Here is a 19799-nt window from a genome sequence, read left to right on the forward strand (position 1 = left end):
AAATATTTTTGCGAATTAAAAAGTAAGAGGGGGGGTACTTGTGCGAAAACTATCAAAAAAAGCACAAATGAAACAAGATTTATTACAACAATTGGAAATTGGCGGTTTGCAGGGTATGCACTACGTTGACCTTGTTGATGACTACATGACAATGTTTGATGTGAAAAATAAGCTAGCAAGAGAAATGAAAAAGAACGGACCAATGATTGAATGGCAAAATAGTGATAGTCAAAAAGGAGTCAAAGCGAATCCAGCTACAAAAGAATTTCGTGAGACAAATAAGCGAATGACAGAATTATTAAAAGTGCTTGGTTTGAAAGAGCCAATATATGAAGGTAATGATGATGATGACGACATCTAGATATCCAACCACATATCAATATCATCCTTACATCGATGAGTATATGCGTATGGTTGACAATGAGGAAATACAAAGTTGTAAAGAACAAAAACAACTCATGGAGTTTCTTCGTTGGAAGTTAGATCAACCGGGTGTAGTAATTGATGCAGATGCTATTGAAAAATCAGTAGAAAAGCCAGCCCCTTATTTTTCTTTTTCACTATTTGCTTGGCAAAGGTTCTGTAATGCCATTTTTTATGGTGTACGTTATGATGACGGTCGTCTTATGTTTGACAGATATCTGTTACTACTTGGTCGCGGGGCAGGTAAAAACGGATATATCAGTTATGACTGTTTTTATATGCTAAGTGGTCATCACGGGATTAAGAATTATGATATAGATATTGTGGCAACTTCAGAAGATCAGGCGAAAACCTCATTCGAAGATGTTTTAAATATTTTAGAAACACCCAAATTTGCAAAGAAATTAAAAAAAGTTTTTTATAAATCAAAAAAACTAATTAAACATTATAAAACTAAATCTAAATTTGAATTTAACACGTCAAATGCTCGTACAAAAGATGGTAAGCGAAGTGGAACTGTTATATTTGATGAGTTACATGAATATGAGGATTATTCTAATATAAAAGTTTTCACATCTGGTTTGGGTAAAAAGAAGGACCCAAGGATTTTTTATATTACAACAGATGGAAATGTCCGTGGTGGAGTATTGGATGACATGAAAGACGAAGCTCAAATGGTGTTAAATAAAGAATTGCCACACTCCACACTGTTTCCTTTCATATGTAAGCTTGATGATGAAAAAGAAGTTCATGATGAGTCTATGTGGGAAAAGGCGAACCCTTCATATAGATACAATGAAAATTTACAACATGAAATGCGTAAAGAATATCATGATATGAAACGTAATAGTGCTTTGCGGATTGAGTTCATGACGAAAAGAATGAATTTACCTGTCGAGGATACAAGAAAAGAGGTTGCTACATACGAAGAACGATTAGCTACAGAGCAGCCATTCCCTGAAAATGTTCAAGGAATAGAATGCATAGGGGCTGTGGACTTTGCTCAAATTCGAGACTTTTGTTCAGTGGGGATATATTTCAAAAAAGATGGAAAACGTTATTGGATGCAACATACATTCATGCATCATACAGCGCCTAAATTACAAGATATTAACCCAGACATTATTCGAATCGCTATTGAAAAAGGATTGCTTACTGTAGTTTACGACAAATCAATTAATGCGGAACATGTACTGAATTGGTTCATCATGATGAATAAGAAATACCGTATAAAAAAAGTCAGCATGGACTTATATCGTTCAGCAATTTTAAAAGAGGCGCTTGAAGCAGCGGGTTTTGAAATTGAAATTGTTCGTCGCGGTCCAGCAACTCATAGTAAACTTGCTCCACTTGTGGAAGAGATATTTATCAAACATACAATTGTTTTTGGTGATGATCCGCTTATGCGTTGGTATGTTGGGAATGTATATAAAGAAGAAAAAATGAATGGAAATATTGAATATAAGAAGATTGATAAAGAGAAGCGAAAAACAGATGGTTTTTTCGCTTTTTTACATGCGCTTAATTTTGATAGCGAACTAAAAGAAGCAAATGCTTTAACGAAAGAAAATGTTAGAAAGATATTCAAATCATTTAGTGTATAAAGGGTGGTGAGAATTTGGGGTTAAGAGAATGGATAAGCGGTTTTCTTGGAAGTAATAACACTTTTACTTTAAAGGAATGTCTTTATGAATTAAGTGTTGATTACTACTATAAAAAATTAGCTGTGGAAAGCTGTATTGATTTAATCGCTAATGCTCTAACTAGATGTGAATTTCAAACGTTTGAAAAAGGTAAAGAAAAACGTGGTGAAAATCATTATTTGCTCAATGTACAACCTAATCAAAATCAAAATGCATCAGAATTTATGCATAGCTTAGTTAATCATTTAATCATGGACAATGAGTGCGTAGTTATTATGCAAGATGAACAATTGTATATAGCGGATTCTTTTAATGTTACTAAATTTGCATTAAAAGAAAATATATATAATGACATAACGATTGATGATTTTACCTTTCAAAAATCATTTAATGAATCTGAAGTATTTCATTTTAAATTAAATGATCGCAACATCATGGAAGTCATCGATGGAATGTATAACAGTTTTGGGAAATTACTTGCATCCTCTATTGATTATTATAAAAGAAAAAATAATAAGCGCTTGTTAATTAAAGGTGATTTTTTAAGGCCGCAAGATAAAGAAACACAAGCAGCGATTGATGAGATGTTTGAAAGTCAATTAAAGAACTGGTTCAACGCTGATAAAGTAGGATCTGCTTTTCAATTGCAAGATGGCTATGTTTTCGAAGATATGAGCGATAGTAAAAATGGTGTCGCAAACAATAGCACAAGTCGTGATATTAGTGATTTAGTCAGTGATATATTTGGTTATGTAGCAACGGCTTTTCATGTTCCTATTGGAATTTTAAAAGGGGACGTGGCTGATATTGAAAAGCAAATGGATTCATTTTTAGCTTTCTGTATTAATCCGATTGCTGAATTGATACAAGATGAATTTAACCGAAAGATGTACAAGAAAGAAGAGTATTTGAAAAGAACATACTTAAAAATTGATACAACGAAAATAAAAATTGTTGATATCACGAAATTATCAACCGCAATGGATAAATTATTTGCGATTGGTGGTTTAACAATTAATGATGTCTTAATGATGCTTGGAAAAGAGCCGATTGATGAAGAATGGGCAAACAGAAGACATGTAACGAAAAACTATCAAGAAGCAGATTCACTGGAAGGGGGTGAAAAGGATGAGACGTTACAAGAATGACAAATATAACCATTTAGCTAATGTTCAACATACATTTAAGGCAGAAACAAAAACGGATTCGTTAGACATAACGATTTATGGTGATATTGGTGAATCGTGGTGGAGTGATTCAACATCAGCGGTTGATATTGAAAAGACATTAAAAGCTACTTCAGCGAATGTTATTAATATCAATTTAAATAGTCCTGGTGGGGATGTGTTTGATGGAATTGCAATTTACAACCAATTAAAAAATCATCCAGCAAAAATTATCATTAATGTAGATGGATTGGCCGCAAGTGCCGCATCAATTATTGCAATGGCAGCAGATGAATTAATTATGAATACAGGTTCTATGCTAATGATTCATGAGGCTTCTACATGGACTTGGGGAACAAAGTTAGACATTCGTAAAACACTGAATGCTCTTGAAGGAATAGACAAGTCAATTGCTGATATCTATATGACTCGTTACCAAGGGGAACGTTCAGAAATTGAGACGATGATTGCGAATGAAACATGGTTTACTGCAAACGAAGCAGTAGAATTCGGATTAGCTCACAAGGTAAATGAACATGTGGAAGAAATTGCAGTAGCAGATCCAGAGGAATTTAAAAATAATGTTCTACAAAAATTCCGAAATAAAAATAAACAGAATGAACCAGCAGTAGCAAATACAAATCAAAATATACTTAATAAATTTAAGCGCGCGTAAAGCAGTGCTTTTTTTATTGTCAAAAATCAAGGAGGTAATAAGATGACTATCAGAAATTTAGATCGTCCGGTAATCGAAAATAAAGATCAACAGATCGTTAATGTTCAAGAAGCGCTTGAAACAGGAGATGCACAGGTAGTAGCAGAGCGTATTGTCGCAAACATGGAAAATAACATGCAGCATTTCCAAAATATGATGAATGGTATTATTGATGAAGCGCAACAAGCAAAAAATGAAAACTGGGATGCTCAAGTTTTAGCTTCTCGTGGTGTACGCACTTTAACAAATGAAGAGAAAAAGTTTTACAATGCAGCAATAGATGTGAATTCATTTAATGAAACACATAAATTGATGCCACCAACTATTTTCGAACGTGTTTTTGAAGAATTAGAGAAAGAACATCCGCTATTATCACTCGTTAATTTCCAAACAGTTGGGGCAACTACTCAATGGATTGTTAGAAAAGAAGGAGCAGCTTCAGCTTATTGGGGTGATGTTTGTGATGCAATTAAAGAAATGATTGATGAAGGTTTCACGACAATCGATCAAGGCATGTTCAAACTTAGTGGATTCTTAGTTGTATGTAAAGCTATGTTCGAATTAGGTCCTGAGTGGCTAGATAAATATGTTCGTACATTTATGAAAGAAGTTGTAGCAGAAGAATTAGAAAGAGTCATCGTTATGGGGACGGGAAAAAAACAACCAATTGGTATGATTAAAGATTTAAAAGGCGCTGTAACGGATGGTATTTTCCCAGATAAAAAGAAAGTAGTCTTAGCTGATTTTACTCCAGCCACTATCGGTAAAAAAATCTTAGCTCCTACAACAAAAGACGGCACTAAACGATATACAGGTGTAACGTTAATTGTGAATCCTTTAGATTACGCAACAAAATTCTTCCCAATTGGAGCGAAACGTAAGGACGATGGCACTTGGACATATGATAATTTCGGTGTACCAGGCTTAACAATTGTACAATCGCCAGCCGTTCCGTTAAATACAATGATTGGTGGTAAGCCAAAAGATTACTTTATGGGTGTAGCATCTAAGCAAACTTTAGAATCAAATGACACAGTACGTCTTATTGAAGATCAACGTTTATATCTTATTCGTCAACTTGCGAATGGTCGTCCGCTGGACCATGATTCATTCACAGTATTTGATATTACAGCACTTGAGCCAAAAGAAGGAACACCAACGCCTTAAAAGGAGTGAATAGTATGTATCCAGTATTAAACGACTTTATTGAAACAGAGCATGATGGTATTACTTATAAAAAAGGTGAGCAATATCCAAAGGCTGATTTTAAATCGAATTCTAAACGGGTGAAATACTTGCAATCAACCGAAAATCCATATCAAATTGCTTTCTTGGGTCCTAAACTTGAAAAAGCAAAAACGACAAGTAAGTCTTCGGAAAAACAGTCAGATCAAGAAGATAAGTAGGTGATTCCATTGGAAGATAATCTTCTTGAAGAATTAAAAGATGTACTTAAAATCACATGGAACGAAGAGGATGCACATTTAAATAGCATTTTAGACAAAGGAAAGACGTATTTGTTTGGATTAACAAATGCGTCTTTTGATTTCTCAAAAGAATTAACCCCTAAAGATTTATTGTTAGAACGTTGTCGATACGTTTATAACAATGCTGGTGATGAATTTGAAAAGAATTATAAGAATGAATTATCTAGGCTCATTTTAGATGTAGCAATAGGAAGGGTGGGTGTTGTTAATGGTTCTGAAAGCGTATAGAGAAACCTTTAACGATGGCTTTTTAGAATATGGTTACAAAAAGACTGAACGATCTGAAAATGGAAAACGAATTGGTGAGAAATTTCATGAAGAAGGTAAACTTGCTTATAAAGAAATGTCTTTCCGTGATAGTGATTATCAAATTGTTGGTGTTTTAACAACGGGCCTAGATTTAAAGTTAAAAACGTTGTACCCACCTTCATTTAGAAAAATAAATAAGAATAAACTCAAGGTATTGATTGATGGAATCGAATATGACGTGATTAAAACGGATCATGATTCTAATAAACAATATCTTTTCTTTTATTTACAACAGGCGGTGAAATCTCGTGAATGAAAAATCTAAAAAGCTAATGAAGGAGCAACGAAGTGGCATTAAAAAATCTCTTGACGATGAATTTAAGCTTTTAGTTGTGGAGGATGAATTAGCAGAAGATGAGGAATCGCAATTAACCGAAGAGGGATATAATTGTTTCATTTTGGAATATGGCGAGTTTCAGCCATCTTCCAATGAACGTACAATTTCTCAAAATGTATATATCAGCTATTTATCTGAAAATCAGGCTGATTTAGATGAACAGGTAATCGATATCATTTCATCTATTAGTAAGGTGAAAATGGTATCTTTTGTCGTTGCTAAAAGTGATCGTCTTCAGGTAAAAGATATAGATCGTTATATTGATCGTGTTGTTTTTACATTTAAGAGGGTGATTCCATATGAATGCGTTCGAACTTGATTATTCAGCTATAGAAAAGCTTGAGGAAAAGATGCGGATGTTACCAAATAAAATGGAACCCGCAGTAAACACCATTCTTCATACGGATGGTATACAAATTGCTACAGAGGAAATTACAAAGCTTATTCGGGTATCTCGGTCTAAATGGAGCGTTCGTGATAAGGCTCATGCCAAAAATAGCAATTGGTCAAAAAGTGAAAAGATGAATTTAGGTTTCAAAGTAAAGGCTCGTGGTGGAGCGGCTAATAAAAAAGGCTCGTTTGGTTATTTAGTTTTCCCTAACGAGGGACGAGGTTCAAGTAATCCGTTAGAACAGCGATTTGCAGAACGAGGACTTATGAACGCAAAACCAAAGATTATAGAAAAACTACATGAAGGTGTAGATAAAGTGATAGAGGAGGAATTTTAGTATGGTTAAAGTGATTGAAGAATTTGATTCCGTGTCGATTGTTAACGCAAGTATCCAGTTTAAAAAGAAAGGTGTACAGGAACCCGGCACACCCTTCGGATGTGTAGGAACGATTGAAGGGGAACCGGAAATAAAAGAAATTAAAAAAATATGCGGTGGGGCAACTATTAAAAAGAAAACAAAGACAACTGAAATTAAAATAACTGTTGCAGCACATATCCCTGTTAAAGTAGCAAGGGATTATTTTGGTTTTGATACAACAGGATTAAAGCCCGGCATCTGGGCATATGGTAGTGAATCAAAAGGAAATGATTTCGTATTTACAGCTGATGTAGTGGATGAATTTCAGGATATTGTAAAATTAATTGCTTTTCCAAATTGCTCAAATTCTACAGGGTTTAAGTTTTCAATCGCAAATGGCGAAGAGGAACTAGCAATGATGGAGTTAGAATTCACAGCTTTACCAGATGAATTGAAGAAATTTTATTATGAAGCATTTGTGGAAGAATTAGCAGATGCTACAGTCGCTCAAAAGTGGCACACGCAATTTAATTCAACTCTTGTTAAAGGAACGCCAGCACCTTAAAAGCCCCAGTTTACAACGGGTCTTTTTCTATTGGATTAAACGAAAAAATGAAAGCGAGGAATAATACATGAAAGTACAAACGGTAACACTAAAAGAATTTGAAGTTGTGAGTGTTGATGGTGAATTTGAAACAAGATTTATTAACGAACAAAAATACCCAGCTTTTTTAACGAATTACGCTTTACAGAAGGGTAAAGATTTAGGTCTTGTTGAAAGTTCTATTTTTAAAGATTTATTAAAGTTTCAAGCTTTAGATGGAGTGAATAAAGAGGGGAATGCCGATTTAGAAGCTTTAGGAGAAATCGATCAGACGAATATGCATAAAATTATTTATTTAGCGTTTAGCGGAGCAAATCCTAAAGAAAACCTATCATATGAGGATTTTTTAAAAAGATTTCATGAACCACTAGTTGAATCTATGCAATTATACGCAACATTAATTACAGATGTAATTAATCAAGACCCGAATCAATTTGCAACAGCATTCCAAAAAAGCACGGATAACAGTGGAAAAGATAAAAAAAAGTAAAAGTTCCTGACGCGAAAGTCGAGTGTGTAGAGGACTTATATGTTTTGTATTGCTTGGTCTCTGGGATTGATCCAGAGACTTTTTGGCATGCACCTATTGCGTCTGTGGAACGGATTTATGCAGGAATTACAGCATTCAATGCATGGAGTAACAATCCAAAAGAAAGGTAGGTGAGAATGTGGCAAGAAACAATTCGGAAGTAGAAGTTATATTTAAAGCGCAAAATAAAGATTTTAATGATGCTATGAAGGGCATGAATCAAGAATCAAAAAAACTTCGTCAAGAAATGAAATTACAAGAAGAACAGATGAAGTTAAATGCTACTGATTCAGAAAAATTACAGGCAAAACTTCAAAATCTATCGCAACAATATGCAGTTGCACAAAGAGCTACGCAAGCAACCGCGGAACATTTACAAAGAGCTAAAGCACTATATGGCGAAAATTCAACCGAAGTTGCCAAGCTAGAAACAAGGTTAAGAAGCCAGCAAATTGCAGAACAACAATTACAAAATCAAATTAGTACAACAAATAGAAGTTTGCAAGAGCAACAAAATGCAACGAAACAATTAAAGACGTTTTTTGACGCTACTGGAACGAGTGTAGACCACTTTGCTAATGCATTAGGAAATAATCTAACGAATGCAATTAGAAACGGTACGGCGACCGCTAGGCAGTTAGAACAAGCACTTGATTTAATTGGTCGTGAAGCATTAGGGGCAGAAACTGATATTGAAAAGTTGCAACGTGCTCTTCGATCTGTGGACGATGGAAACTCTATAGAAAATGTTAGAAACGAATTGAGGGACCTTTCACGAGAAGCAGAAAGGGCGGAGCATAGTCTCAAAGGTTTAGATATTGGCTTAGAAAATCTATTAGGCGGACTAATGGCTGGTGGCGGTATTGCAGGGGTCATCGAGCAAGCGCTTGATACTTCTAAATTAAAAACGAAAATTGATGTAACCTTTGAGGTCCCAGCATCTTCTAAAAAATCAGTTGAAGAAGCGGTTCGTGGAGTTGAAGCTTATGGTGTTGATGTGGAAGAAGCTCTTGAGGGTACACGAAGACAATGGGCATTAAATAAAACCGTTAGTGATAAAGCGAATGCTTCAATTGTAAAAGGAGCAGGAGCCATTTCAAGTGCTTATGCAGGTATAGATTTTACTGAGTTAATTCAAGAAACAAATGAAATTGGTAATGAATTAGGGATAACCAATGATACGGCATTAGGACTAACGAATCGACTGTTAAATATCGGATTTCCTCCGGAACAATTGGACATTATCGCTGAATATGGCGGGCAGCTAACACGAGCGGGTTACAATGCTGAAGAAGTGCAGGCAATTATGGAAGCTGGGGTTGAAACAGGAACTTGGAATATTGATAACCTGTTAGACGGATTGAAAGAAGGGCGTATAAAAGCCGCTGAATTCGGTCAAGGTGTCGATAAGTCTATGCGAGAAGCGCTTGAAGGTACTAAAATTTCAGCTGATCAGTTAGAAAAATGGGGGCAATCTGTAGCAAAGGGCGGTAAAGAAGGTTCCGCAGCTATGACAGAGATTGCTAAAGCTTTGGCTGATATTGAAGATGAAACAAAACGAAACGAAATTGGTGTTAAACTTTTCGGGACGATGTATGAAGATCAAGGGCAAAACATTACAAATACACTTATTGGTGCCCAAGACAAAGTTGTAGATTTAAACAAGAATCAAGAACAACTAAATGAAATGATAAAGAAAATGGATGCCAGTCCAGCTGTAAAACTTCAAAAGGCACTTGCGGATTTGAAAATGGCACTTGAACCAGTGTTGGCTACAGTCGCTAGTGTTATTGCCGCATTTGCAACTTGGGTTTCATCACATCCAGCATTAGCAGCAGCAATAACAACGATCGTTGTTGCCCTTGGAATCCTTGTTGGAGCCGCTATGGCTTTAGGGCCCGTATTTATTAGTTTAGCCAGTTATGCAACATATGCCCAATTAAGTATAGGGGCGGTTGCAACATCATTCTTTTCTGTCATTGGAATTATTATAGGTGTAATAGCCATAATAGCCGCCTTAGTCGTCGGGATAAGGCATTTATGGCAAACAAATGAGTCATTTCGAAATGCTTGTATAAACGCGTGGGAAACAATAAAGAATGCAACAACAACAGCAATAGAGGCTATGAAAAATGCATTAAGTAGTTTCGGAGATTTTCTTGGAACTATTCCGAGTAAGTTTTCAGCTATGGGAAGTGCAATAGGGAGTTTAGTTGACTCTATAAAATCGAAATTCAGTGAAATAGGAGATGCTATTGAAAATTCACTCCAAAGCAAGATTTCTTCTTTATCAAATATATTTAGTGGATTAGGTTCCGCAATTTCTCCAATTATTGAATTCATTAAATCATCGTTTTCATCAATAGGAAATACGATTGCAACGCTCACGCCATTAATTGTCCGTTTAGGATTAACATTTTTAGGTGTAACGGGTCCTGTTGGATGGGTAATTGCAATTATAGCTTCGTTAGGTGCAACGATATTTAAATTAATAAATACGAACGATCAAGCGAAAGAAGCCTTGATGTCAGCATGGCAAATCATTCAAGGTGTATTTACTTCTATTGCATCTGTTATTATGCCGGTTATAACCTCACTAGCACAAGGATTTATAGATGCATTTGCGCCATTAGCACCAGAGTTTCAAAAGACTGGACAAGTAATCATGGAAAGTTTCGCATCATTACAGCCAGTATTTGCTGAGTTAGGAACAGCATTTGGAGAGTTAGGTTCAACAATTATTAGTCTGTTTGGTGAAGTTGTAATGGGAATTATGCCGTTAGCAGCGGATTTATTTAAATTATTTGGAGAAACAGTTCAACAAGTTATGCCACTTGTTACAGACTTAATCAAGTTGTTTACTGATACAACAATTGAATTAATGCCTTTAATAACAGGGGTTGTTCAAGAATTAGTACAAATGTTTTCAGGATTAGCAGCTGAAGTTATGCCTATGCTTGCTCAAGTAGTACAAGAAGTCTTCCCAGTGATCTTAAATGTAATTCAAGCGTCAGTAGGAATTTGGATTGTACTTATAAAAACTTTTGCGGATATTATTGTAATTATCGTACAAGAAGCACTACCGATTTTTCTTACAATTTTCCAACAGGTATTTCCGATTATTGTTTCAATCGTTCAAACAACAATTCCGATTGTAATTGAAATTGTAAAGCTGTTTGGTGAAGTCATTAGAATTATAGCAACTACAGTAATTCCGCTTATTTTACAGGTTGTACAAGCTGTTTTCCCTGTAATCATGGCAATTATTCAAGCTATAATACCTATAATTTCAGCAATATTACAAGGTATGGCAGAAGTCATAAAGGGCGTATTGATTCCAGCGATACAATTCATTTTATCCATTGTGCAGGCAGTATTCCCAACGATAATGAGCGTAATATCATCTGTACTTGGCATCATCACAAATGTTATCAAACTGTTTACTTCGATATTGAAAGGTGATTGGAGTGGCGCTTGGGAAGCTGTAAAAGGAATCACATCTAGTGTAATGTCTCTTATCGGGAGTATTATCCAAGGTGCTATGTCCTTGATTGGCACGGTTGTAAGTGGTGGATTAAATCTAGTGAGTTCAATATTCTCTAGTGTTTTAAATGCTGTATGGGGAGTAGTAAAATCAATTTTTAGTGGTATTAGTAATGTGATTTCATCTGTTATGTCAGCTGTAGGTAATATTATATCAGCCGGATGGAACGCAGTTAGTTCCGTAACATCAAGCGTATTAGATGCAGTATTTAATACGGTATCTAATGTTTGGGATAATATAACTTCATTCTTATCTGGGATTAACTTAATGGATATTGGTCGAAATATTATGGAAGGTTTATTAAACGGTATTTCATCAATGGTCAATCGAATTTGGGATAAAATCACGGAAACGGCAAGTGGGATTAAGGATAGAATTACAAGTGCTTTAGGAATTCATTCACCTTCACGTTGGATGCGAGATATGGTTGGTGTGAATTTAGGTAAAGGATTAGTTATTGGTATGGATAAGATGAAAACCTCTGTCCAAAATGCAGCATCTAAAATGGCTGAATGGTCGAAGCCGGACATTGATGGTTCGGTGTCTTATGCATCGGCTATCCCACAATCATTAGTGAATAGCGTAACCAATCAACCATCCATTACATTGAATTTGTACGGAACAGTACGTGAAGAAGCAGATATCAGAAAGCTAGCTGTAGAAGTAAGAAATGAATTAACATACACACAAAACGAAAGTGCCGCAGGTATAGGAAGGAGGGCGTAACGATGTTAGAACTGATAATAGATAATATACCCGCAAGTGATTATGAATTATGTTTAGTTGAGCGCCCCCCAATCCCTACCCCAAAAAGAAAAATAATAAAACATGAGGTAGAGGGAAGAGATGACGGAGCGCTTACTGAACTAGGGGAATATGAAGATATTAACTTGTCAGTGGAACTTAACATATTGCTGGATGAAGAGTCATTAAAAACGAAGCTTAGATTTATAAAGGTATGGTTATTAGAAGCAAAAACCTTATCTTTCAATGATGAAGATGTTTTTTATAAAGTGAAATATGTGGAAATAGATGATATTGAAAATGAGATAGAAGAATACGGTAAATTTGAAGTGGGTTTCACATTAGGCCCACATGCATATTTTACCTATAGTTCATTAGAAATTACAGGACCAGAAATTGTTTATAATCCAGGAACGTATAAGTCAAATCCATTTCTGAAGATATACGGTTCAGGTGAAATTAAAATGACAATTAATGATAAAACCTTTCTTTTAAAAGACGTGAACCAATATGTTATTGTAGATTCACAAATGATGGAATGTTATAAAGATACAAGTCCACAAAATCATAAGATGATTGGTGATTTTCCATTCTTCCAAAGGGGAGCGAATAACATATCGTGGACTGGAAATGTTTCTAAAGTAGAAATTGAAGGAAGATGGAGATATCTATGATTCCAGTTTTATATGAAAAGAACACGAGGGATTTCACGAATAATGGAATATGTTTTCTAAAAGATACAATTATAGCTGAAGTATCAGAAACATTAAACGGTTCTTTTGAGCTTTACATGGAATATCCTGTGCTTGGACTTAAATGCAATGAGATACAAGAAGAACGTATTATCAAAGCCGAGACACCAGAAGGCCCGCAACCATTTACTATTCATAGGTGTGTAAAGAAAAATATGTCTACTGTAAAAATTTACGCTAGGCATATTTTTTATGACCTTTTGGAAAATCTGATTGAAGATACCAACATTGTAGAGCAACCGGGAGCGGGAGCGTTAGATCAATTACTCCGTAAAACACAATATCCGCATCCATTTAAAGTTGTTTGTGATATCTCTAAAATGAATAACAGCCGAATAGTAAGGAGAAACCCTGTTGAAGCAATTCTTGATCCGCAGGAAGACAATAGTTTTGTGAACCGTTGGGGCGGCGAACTAGTAAGAGACTTTTTTGATATCAAAATGTATCAACAACGTGGAACAGATAGAGGGGTTACAATACAAGATCAAAAAAACCTTATAGGTTTTGAAAGTGATGTAGATTTGGATGTGGTTGTTACTCGTATCATGCCTAAGGGCGCAGATGGATTATTGTTACCTGAAAAGTATGTGGATAGCCCATTAATAAATAATTACAGCCGCCCTAGAATTAAAGTAATTGAATTTAATCACATTAAGGCTCAAAAAGAAGAGGGAAGAAATGATGAAGAAGCTCTCCCACTTGAAGAAGCATATAAAGCATTACGAGCAGCGGCGAAATCTAAGTTTACGGATGAAAAAATTGATATTCCACAAGCTAACTATAAAGTTAATTTTGTGGAACTGTCTAAGACAGAGGAATACAAGGATTATGCGGTGTTAGAACGGGTATATCTAGCCGATACTGTTCGGGTGAAACATAGCAAACTCGGTGTAGATATACAGGCGAAGGCGATTAGTTATGTGTTTAATGTACTAACAGAAAAATACAAAGATTTGAATCTAGGAAGTTATAAAAAATCCTTTTTAGATAAAATGAATGACGTTAGTAAAATTACTGATGGTCTTGAAGATATGGAAGAATCCGTGCTACAACAAGCGAAAAACAATGCAACGAATTTAATTAATTCTGGTTTTGGTGGTCATGTGCGTACGTATCCAGAACGTATTTTAATTATGGATACAGATTCGGAAAAGACAGCTAAAAAAGTTTGGCAATGGAACATAAATGGATTGGGATTCTCTTCTAAAGGGATAAATGGTCCATATGAAACAGCTATGACGATGGACGGTCGAATTGTAGCTGATTTTATAGCAACAGGTACATTAGATGCTTCACTAGCTAAAATCAAGAATTTAGTAGCGGATGACATTGTTTCTGGTATTCTTCGAAGCCGCAACAACCGTTTCAGAATCGATTTAGATCGCTCTGGCGTTGATTTTTACTCCGAGACAGGAAAACTAGTTTCTCAAATTGTTCAAGCAAAAACACGTCAAGCCGATGGTAGTTCAGCCGAAATCACTTATTTTGGCGTATCTGAGGCGGAAGGTGTAGCAACTGGTTTGGCTTTCGGTAAACGTGCAGCAGATGGTTCTTTTGGCAACTCAATTTATATTGAAAGTCGATATGGTGATGTATATATGCGCCCACCGACATTGTATATCATACCGTCTGAAAAAATGCGAGTAGAGGCTCGTGCAGAATTCCACCACCCTGTCAGGTTCGATGCCTCACCACTTTCTAAAATCGAAGGAGCAATGAAAGGTGAAGAATGGACGATTGTACCAGGTGAAGGTGATAGAGGTGGTGCGGCAATTCGTCCTTGGACAAGCGGGAATGGTTCATTAGGGACAGCGACACACAGATGGCAGGAAGCTTGGATTGGTTGGATTAACGGTCAAGACATTGGTTTGAAGTTCAAAGCGATATCGGATGCGGATTTTAAAGCTGGAGAAGCAAGACGGGTTGCTGATTGGGCTTCTGGTCGTGTGGAAGAAGTAAATAAAATAGCTGTTAATGCAGCGAATGCTGTAAGTGGTAAGGCAGATGCATCAGCCTTAGGGTGGCAAATCGCGCGTATAGATAATGCATTTTCTCGTATCGAAGCGTTAGAAAGAAAATAGGAGGTGTGAACATGAATGAAGTAGATGTTTTAAGGGTGGCAAACGGTATGTTAGCAGAAAAATTAGTAGCTACAGAAACAGAGAACGCAGTATTAAAAGCACAATTAATTTTACTGCAGAAAGGAGTTGCCAATGAGAACGGAAACGTTAGTGCTGGACCTGTCCAACCAGAGTATGCCGAGAACAATCACGGCGAGGGAGAATGACCGAAACGGATTTAAGGTTATTGTTAATCTGAGAGAACGCGGGAAGTCAGTAGATCTCACAGGATTTGCAGTATTTTACGAAGCAATCAGTCCACTAGGCATGTTCGTACGTGATATTGCAGTAATTACAAATTTTAGAGACGGGGTATTTGAGTATACCGTTTCAAAAGAAGCTGTATCAAGTGCTGGAACGTGGGTTGGCTATTTCGCTTTTGAAAAAGGGACTGAACGATTTACAACACAGGATATACGGATTTCGTTAGGGAGTGATGTGAAAAGTGGAAGTGTTCAGTTAGAAAACTATATTGCAGAGTTTGATAAACTCAAGAAACAGATAGATGCTTTGCAAATAGCGGTCGATAAGGCAGACGTTGTAAAAAGGTCTGGCGGCACTATGACGGGTAGTCTAACTATCGACAACTCCGACTTCCTAATACTCAAAGGAGGGGTAAACGGGAGAGATTGGAAGTTAATTAGGGACTCAACTAATAAGTCTCTAGTACTAGTCCCTCAAAAGAATACGTTGGATGGTTGGGACTGGGCAAAGCAAGTTGAGTTTCGTCCTGACAACTTTGTCGTCAATGGAGGGACTAACCTCCTAAAGAAAACAGGCGACACTATGACAGGAGATCTCACTATCAAGAAAGATGGAGCATCGCTAAACTTCTCAACGGTAGGCGGATCTCGGAATGCTCGTATCTTTTACAATGCCAATGAGGCTAGCGACTCAGGTCTAAATATTCAGACCCCTAATGGTAAGCTTCTACTTAGAGATGGTAGCAATATCACTAGAGAAGTAGCTACAAAGGAGAACGACACCGATTGGATACCACTAACCTTACTAAACGGAGTTAAACAACAAAGTTCACAACCAGCATCAGCCGTTAAACGTTCAGGTAATGTTGTTAATATAGTTTGTGCGATTACTGATTTCAAAGATAAACAGGTGATTGCCAATGTACCAGCAATATTCAGACCAGACAGAGAAATGCTATTTACACCTAACTATTTTCAAGGTTTAGCACTAAAAACTGGTTATGTAATTGTAAAACCCAATGGAGACATCTACCTTGAAGGTATTGAAGCCACAGTGTCATTATATAGATTTTCCCTTACTTACAATGTTTAAAGGCGGTGATTAAAAACATGCGAACATTTTATGTATACGACAAACAAACAGGAAGATATTTAGAAAATGTGATTATATTCCCTTCATATGACACTAAGACAGATAATGACGGGAATGTGATTGAATGGATTCCTGTTTATAAAAACATTCCAGAAAACTCAACAGAAATACCATTACCGCAGCCGAATTGGAAACCTGTATGGGATGGAGAAAAGTGGATTGAAACGATCACGGAAGAAGAATTAGAAGAAATGAATAAGCCGCAACCGCATAAACCAAGTGAAATTGAAAAACTCAACGCCCTTATTACTGAGATGAAAAACAAACAACAAGTGACGGAACAGGAAAATGCCGCATTATTACTAATGGTAGCCGAGAGAGATTTAATGAATCAGCACAGGGATGAACAACAAGCCGTGATGTTATTTGCTTTAGCGGAGAAGGGGGTATTGTAATATGTTAACGGAAGACTTTTGGTACAAAAATATTAAGCGTTATTACGAAATGGAAATTTATAAAAAAGAGGATGTAAAAAAGTTTTGGACACCATTTAAAAAGATTACCGAAGAACAATACAAGGAAATCGTAGGTAATGAGGACGTGCTGACAGAGCAGCAATAGCTGGTCTTTTTTATTTTGAATAAAATACGGCTTTTGTATAAAAAATTTTCTAATCATTCACTAAGAAAAGGGTTGTCTCATAGTATATAGAGATTGCCTTATTACGATTACAAAAGGATGTGAATGCATTGGAAGATGTATATGCAAAGATTGACAGAATCAAAGCAGAACAAAAAGAAATCATGCGAGATATTCGTAATCTAGAAACTCGTACAACGATAAACGAAAAAGATATTTCCACCATCAATAAGCAATTAGAAAAAATCAGTCTAAATACCACATGGATTTTACGAATTGTGATTAGTGCAATCGTTATGGCAGTTATGGGCCTGGTACTTACAGGTGGGATTTAGGTTGTTTATATAAAAGTATGTGTGAAAGAGGGACAAGTGTCTCTCTTTTTTATCTTGAGGAGGAAAGAATATGGATCGTATAGATGTATTACTGAAAGCATTTATAGCTACATTTGGTGGCTTCTGTGGATATTTCTTGGGAGGATGGGATACAACCTTGAAAATCTTAGTCATAATGGCAGTGATTGATTATGTAACAGGTATGATTGCCGCTTCAATACTTGGTCAACTCAAAAGCAAGATAGGTTTCAAAGGCATTGCCAAAAAGGTAGTGCTTTTTTTATTGGTTGGAGCAGCTACGCAGGCAGATGCGGCGATTGGTAGTAATAGTGCGATTCGTGAAGCGACACTCTTTTTCTTCATGGGTAATGAATTACTTTCCATTTTAGAAAATGCTGGGCGTATGGGGATTCCACTTCCGCAAGCTTTGACAAATGCAGTTGAAATTTTAGGTAGTAAGCAAAAACAAGAAGATAAAAAGGGAGATGTTCAATAATGCAAATCAGAAAAAAATTAGTTGACTCAAGTAAATATGGTACAAAGTGTCCGTATACAATGGATCCAGAATTTATCACAGTTCACAATACGTATAATGATGCGCCAGCTGAGAATGAAATTGCTTATATGATACGAAATAATAATGAAGTGTCATTCCATATTGCGGTAGACGATAAAGAAGCTGTACAAGGTCTTCCGTTAGAACGCAATGCATGGGCTTGTGGGGATGGGAATGGCGCAGGTAACCGAAAATCAATTAGTGTGGAAATCTGTTATTCTTTAAGCGGTGGAGATAGATATTATAAAGCGGAAGATAATGCAGCTATCGTTGTAGCGCAATTAATGAGGCAATATAACATTCCAATCAGTAAAGTCCGCACACACCAATCTTGGAGCGGAAAATACTGCCCACATCGTATGTTAGATGAAGGACGATGGAATTCCTTTATAGAAAGGGTGCAAAACGCATATAACGGTGGTAATACAGCGCTATCCACACAACCATCTAACAATGGTGTAGGTGTCGTTACCATAACAGTAGATGTATTACGCGTTCGTACGGGACCAGGAACAAATTATGAAATTGTGAAAAAGGTGTACCGAGGTGAACGCTATCAATCTTGGGGCATTCAAAATGGGTGGTACAACGTTGGCGGAGATCAATGGGTATCGGGGGAGTATGTGAGGTTTGAGAGGTAGGCTGGCACGATTTTAAAGGGTGTGTATACTATGTAATTACCAAAGGTTTTTATATATGCGTAAAATAGGGCAGACAAAAAGCATTCCCCTGGCGAGGGAGGAATGCTTTTTTAACATTATAAAGATATACATCTCTTATTTGGTTTGTCAGTAGTATTATATGTAACGACAGGAATAAATATAAACAATAAAAACCAGAGTACTCTGGTTACATAGGATGCTTACTACATAAAAAGAAACGTGTTAATTGCATTGTATGCAGTAACATTTGGTAATATGAAAAAAGCACTCCAGGGTGGTGAGACCGGAATGCTTTTTTCTGTATATAGAAAGGCATCATGCCAGGAGCAATTTAATATATGCTTCTAAAGTGCTTAATATGCTTTGAAAACAAAAGACACCTTCCTCAGTTGAAGGTGTCTCTCGTGTGGTGATTCTCTAGATGCATAAACAGTATATGCAATAAGAATTAAAGATAGAGCAGGTTCTTGACTGTTGTATCTAAATATAATATATTCTCAATTGAATATTCTATTTACCCCAATACTCAACATATCGAAGAAATCCGTCTCCTTTTGGAGGCGGATTTTTTATTTGTGTACTTTAGAAATAACAATACTGTTTTTATACATCTTGTCTACTTGTTCTTTGCTATATCCGTATAGTAGTGTTTCTTTATCATCTACAAATAAACAGGTCCCCATGTTAAACCCTCGGCAACCAGCTATAATTTTAGGAAGCTTAGGAATGTAACCTATAGCTTCAATATCCATGAGAATAAATTTAATTGAGTTTGTTTTTTTATTCTGCTGGATATTTTTCAGTAGATGGCTCATAAACGAAAACAGGTGCTTCCCCATATGAGGTATAAACTCTTCTTTCTGTTGATCTCGTTCGTTATATGTAAAATAAACAATTATTTTTCGCTTTAACAATTGTAATAAATCTTGCTTTGAATTTGAATGAATTTCTGTATAAGGAAGCAGTAGTATTTCGTAACCTTGATCATATTTTTGAGCGGATGTTTTTTGATACATAATTCCTTTGTAATCCAGTATAAATAAAGATTCTTCCTCATGTTCCACAATAAACTTTGCAACCTCAGATAATCCCTTTCCAGGATGATAATACCCCTCAACAATTTGGTTTAGTGTTTTGAATGGTGGTTTATGCATTGTATTCACTCCTTATCTTTCTCTCTCAGCCGGGT

At 36.1% G+C, this 19799-nt stretch carries 23 protein-coding genes; 22 read left to right on the forward strand and 1 reads right to left on the reverse strand.

The features are described 5' to 3' along the window. Positions 1-40: 40 nt before the first annotated feature. The 22 genes from QCI41_RS25400 (at position 41) to QCI41_RS25505 (ending at position 18589) form a co-directional block, all read left to right on the forward strand. Positions 41-361, forward strand: coding sequence for a P27 family phage terminase small subunit (locus QCI41_RS25400; RefSeq protein WP_060487461.1), 321 nt, complete (start codon positions 41-43; stop codon positions 359-361). Further along, positions 345-2027, forward strand: coding sequence for a terminase TerL endonuclease subunit (locus QCI41_RS25405; protein WP_353838800.1), 1683 nt, complete (start codon positions 345-347; stop codon positions 2025-2027). The genes QCI41_RS25400 and QCI41_RS25405 overlap by 17 nt, the downstream gene beginning before the upstream one ends. Before the next feature lie 14 nt (positions 2028-2041). Beyond that, positions 2042-3214 (forward strand): phage portal protein, encoded by a 1173-nt coding sequence (locus QCI41_RS25410; protein ID WP_353836358.1) that lies wholly within the window; start codon positions 2042-2044, stop codon positions 3212-3214. Next, positions 3195-3908 (forward strand): head maturation protease, ClpP-related, encoded by a 714-nt coding sequence (locus QCI41_RS25415; protein ID WP_107134821.1) that lies wholly within the window; start codon positions 3195-3197, stop codon positions 3906-3908. The genes QCI41_RS25410 and QCI41_RS25415 overlap by 20 nt, the downstream gene beginning before the upstream one ends. 42 nt (positions 3909-3950) lie before the next feature. After that, positions 3951-5114: a phage major capsid protein gene (locus tag QCI41_RS25420; RefSeq protein ID WP_107134822.1), complete on the forward strand. Its 1164-nt coding sequence runs from the start codon at positions 3951-3953 to the stop codon at positions 5112-5114. A 14-nt stretch (positions 5115-5128) separates the two neighbouring features. Next, positions 5129-5353, forward strand: coding sequence for a hypothetical protein (locus tag QCI41_RS25425; protein ID WP_107134823.1), 225 nt, complete (start codon positions 5129-5131; stop codon positions 5351-5353). Between the two features lie 9 nt (positions 5354-5362). After that, positions 5363-5662, forward strand: a complete 300-nt coding sequence (locus tag QCI41_RS25430; RefSeq protein ID WP_353838799.1) for a phage head-tail connector protein — start codon at positions 5363-5365, stop codon at positions 5660-5662. Continuing rightward, positions 5643-5999: a phage head closure protein gene (locus QCI41_RS25435; RefSeq protein WP_353836357.1), complete on the forward strand. Its 357-nt coding sequence runs from the start codon at positions 5643-5645 to the stop codon at positions 5997-5999. The genes QCI41_RS25430 and QCI41_RS25435 overlap by 20 nt, the downstream gene beginning before the upstream one ends. Further along, positions 5992-6399, forward strand: coding sequence for a hypothetical protein (locus QCI41_RS25440; RefSeq protein WP_242226073.1), 408 nt, complete (start codon positions 5992-5994; stop codon positions 6397-6399). The genes QCI41_RS25435 and QCI41_RS25440 overlap by 8 nt, the downstream gene beginning before the upstream one ends. After that, complete coding sequence (locus QCI41_RS25445) at positions 6380-6808, forward strand: hypothetical protein (protein ID WP_107134824.1); 429 nt, start codon at positions 6380-6382, stop codon at positions 6806-6808. Before QCI41_RS25440 ends, QCI41_RS25445 begins: the two co-directional genes overlap by 20 nt. 1 nt (position 6809) lies before the next feature. After that, the gene (locus QCI41_RS25450; RefSeq protein ID WP_327962840.1) at positions 6810-7394 is read left to right on the forward strand and encodes a phage tail protein; all 585 of its coding nucleotides are present in this window, start codon (positions 6810-6812) and stop codon (positions 7392-7394) included. 67 nt (positions 7395-7461) lie between these two features. Continuing rightward, positions 7462-7923, forward strand: a complete 462-nt coding sequence (locus QCI41_RS25455) for a hypothetical protein (protein WP_353836356.1) — start codon at positions 7462-7464, stop codon at positions 7921-7923. Positions 7924-8101: 178 nt separating this feature from the next. Next, positions 8102-12232 (forward strand): hypothetical protein, encoded by a 4131-nt coding sequence (locus QCI41_RS25460; protein ID WP_353836355.1) that lies wholly within the window; start codon positions 8102-8104, stop codon positions 12230-12232. Between the two features lie 2 nt (positions 12233-12234). Further along, on the forward strand, positions 12235-12924 hold the full coding sequence (locus tag QCI41_RS25465) for a phage tail domain-containing protein (protein WP_060487450.1): 690 nt from the start codon (positions 12235-12237) through the stop codon (positions 12922-12924). Next, a complete protein-coding gene (locus QCI41_RS25470; protein WP_353836354.1) occupies positions 12921-15083 on the forward strand; it encodes a phage tail spike protein in 2163 nt (720 codons plus the stop codon). The genes QCI41_RS25465 and QCI41_RS25470 overlap by 4 nt, the downstream gene beginning before the upstream one ends. 11 nt (positions 15084-15094) lie before the next feature. After that, the gene (locus QCI41_RS25475; RefSeq protein ID WP_001006486.1) at positions 15095-15289 is read left to right on the forward strand and encodes a hypothetical protein; all 195 of its coding nucleotides are present in this window, start codon (positions 15095-15097) and stop codon (positions 15287-15289) included. Beyond that, positions 15216-16418, forward strand: a complete 1203-nt coding sequence (locus QCI41_RS25480; protein ID WP_353836353.1) for a BppU family phage baseplate upper protein — start codon at positions 15216-15218, stop codon at positions 16416-16418. Before QCI41_RS25475 ends, QCI41_RS25480 begins: the two co-directional genes overlap by 74 nt. A 17-nt stretch (positions 16419-16435) precedes the next feature. Then, on the forward strand, positions 16436-16873 hold the full coding sequence (locus tag QCI41_RS25485; RefSeq protein ID WP_353836352.1) for a hypothetical protein: 438 nt from the start codon (positions 16436-16438) through the stop codon (positions 16871-16873). A gap of 1 nt (position 16874) precedes the next feature. Then, positions 16875-17039: an XkdX family protein gene (locus tag QCI41_RS25490; protein WP_353836351.1), complete on the forward strand. Its 165-nt coding sequence runs from the start codon at positions 16875-16877 to the stop codon at positions 17037-17039. A gap of 128 nt (positions 17040-17167) precedes the next feature. Then, complete coding sequence (locus QCI41_RS25495; RefSeq protein WP_353836350.1) at positions 17168-17392, forward strand: hemolysin XhlA family protein; 225 nt, start codon at positions 17168-17170, stop codon at positions 17390-17392. 70 nt (positions 17393-17462) lie between these two features. Further along, positions 17463-17888, forward strand: coding sequence for a phage holin family protein (locus QCI41_RS25500; protein WP_353836349.1), 426 nt, complete (start codon positions 17463-17465; stop codon positions 17886-17888). Continuing rightward, positions 17888-18589, forward strand: a complete 702-nt coding sequence (locus tag QCI41_RS25505; RefSeq protein WP_353836348.1) for an N-acetylmuramoyl-L-alanine amidase — start codon at positions 17888-17890, stop codon at positions 18587-18589. The genes QCI41_RS25500 and QCI41_RS25505 overlap by 1 nt, the downstream gene beginning before the upstream one ends. Before the next feature lie 590 nt (positions 18590-19179). On the opposite strand, the gene QCI41_RS25510 is transcribed toward QCI41_RS25505, so the two are convergent. Next, a complete protein-coding gene (locus QCI41_RS25510; protein WP_353836347.1) occupies positions 19180-19764 on the reverse strand; it encodes a type IV secretory system conjugative DNA transfer family protein in 585 nt (194 codons plus the stop codon). Between the last annotated feature and the right edge of the window lie 35 nt (positions 19765-19799).

Source organism: Bacillus cereus group sp. MG4, assembly GCF_040460055.1.
Classification (GTDB): Bacteria; Bacillota; Bacilli; order Bacillales; family Bacillaceae_G; genus Bacillus_A; species Bacillus_A wiedmannii.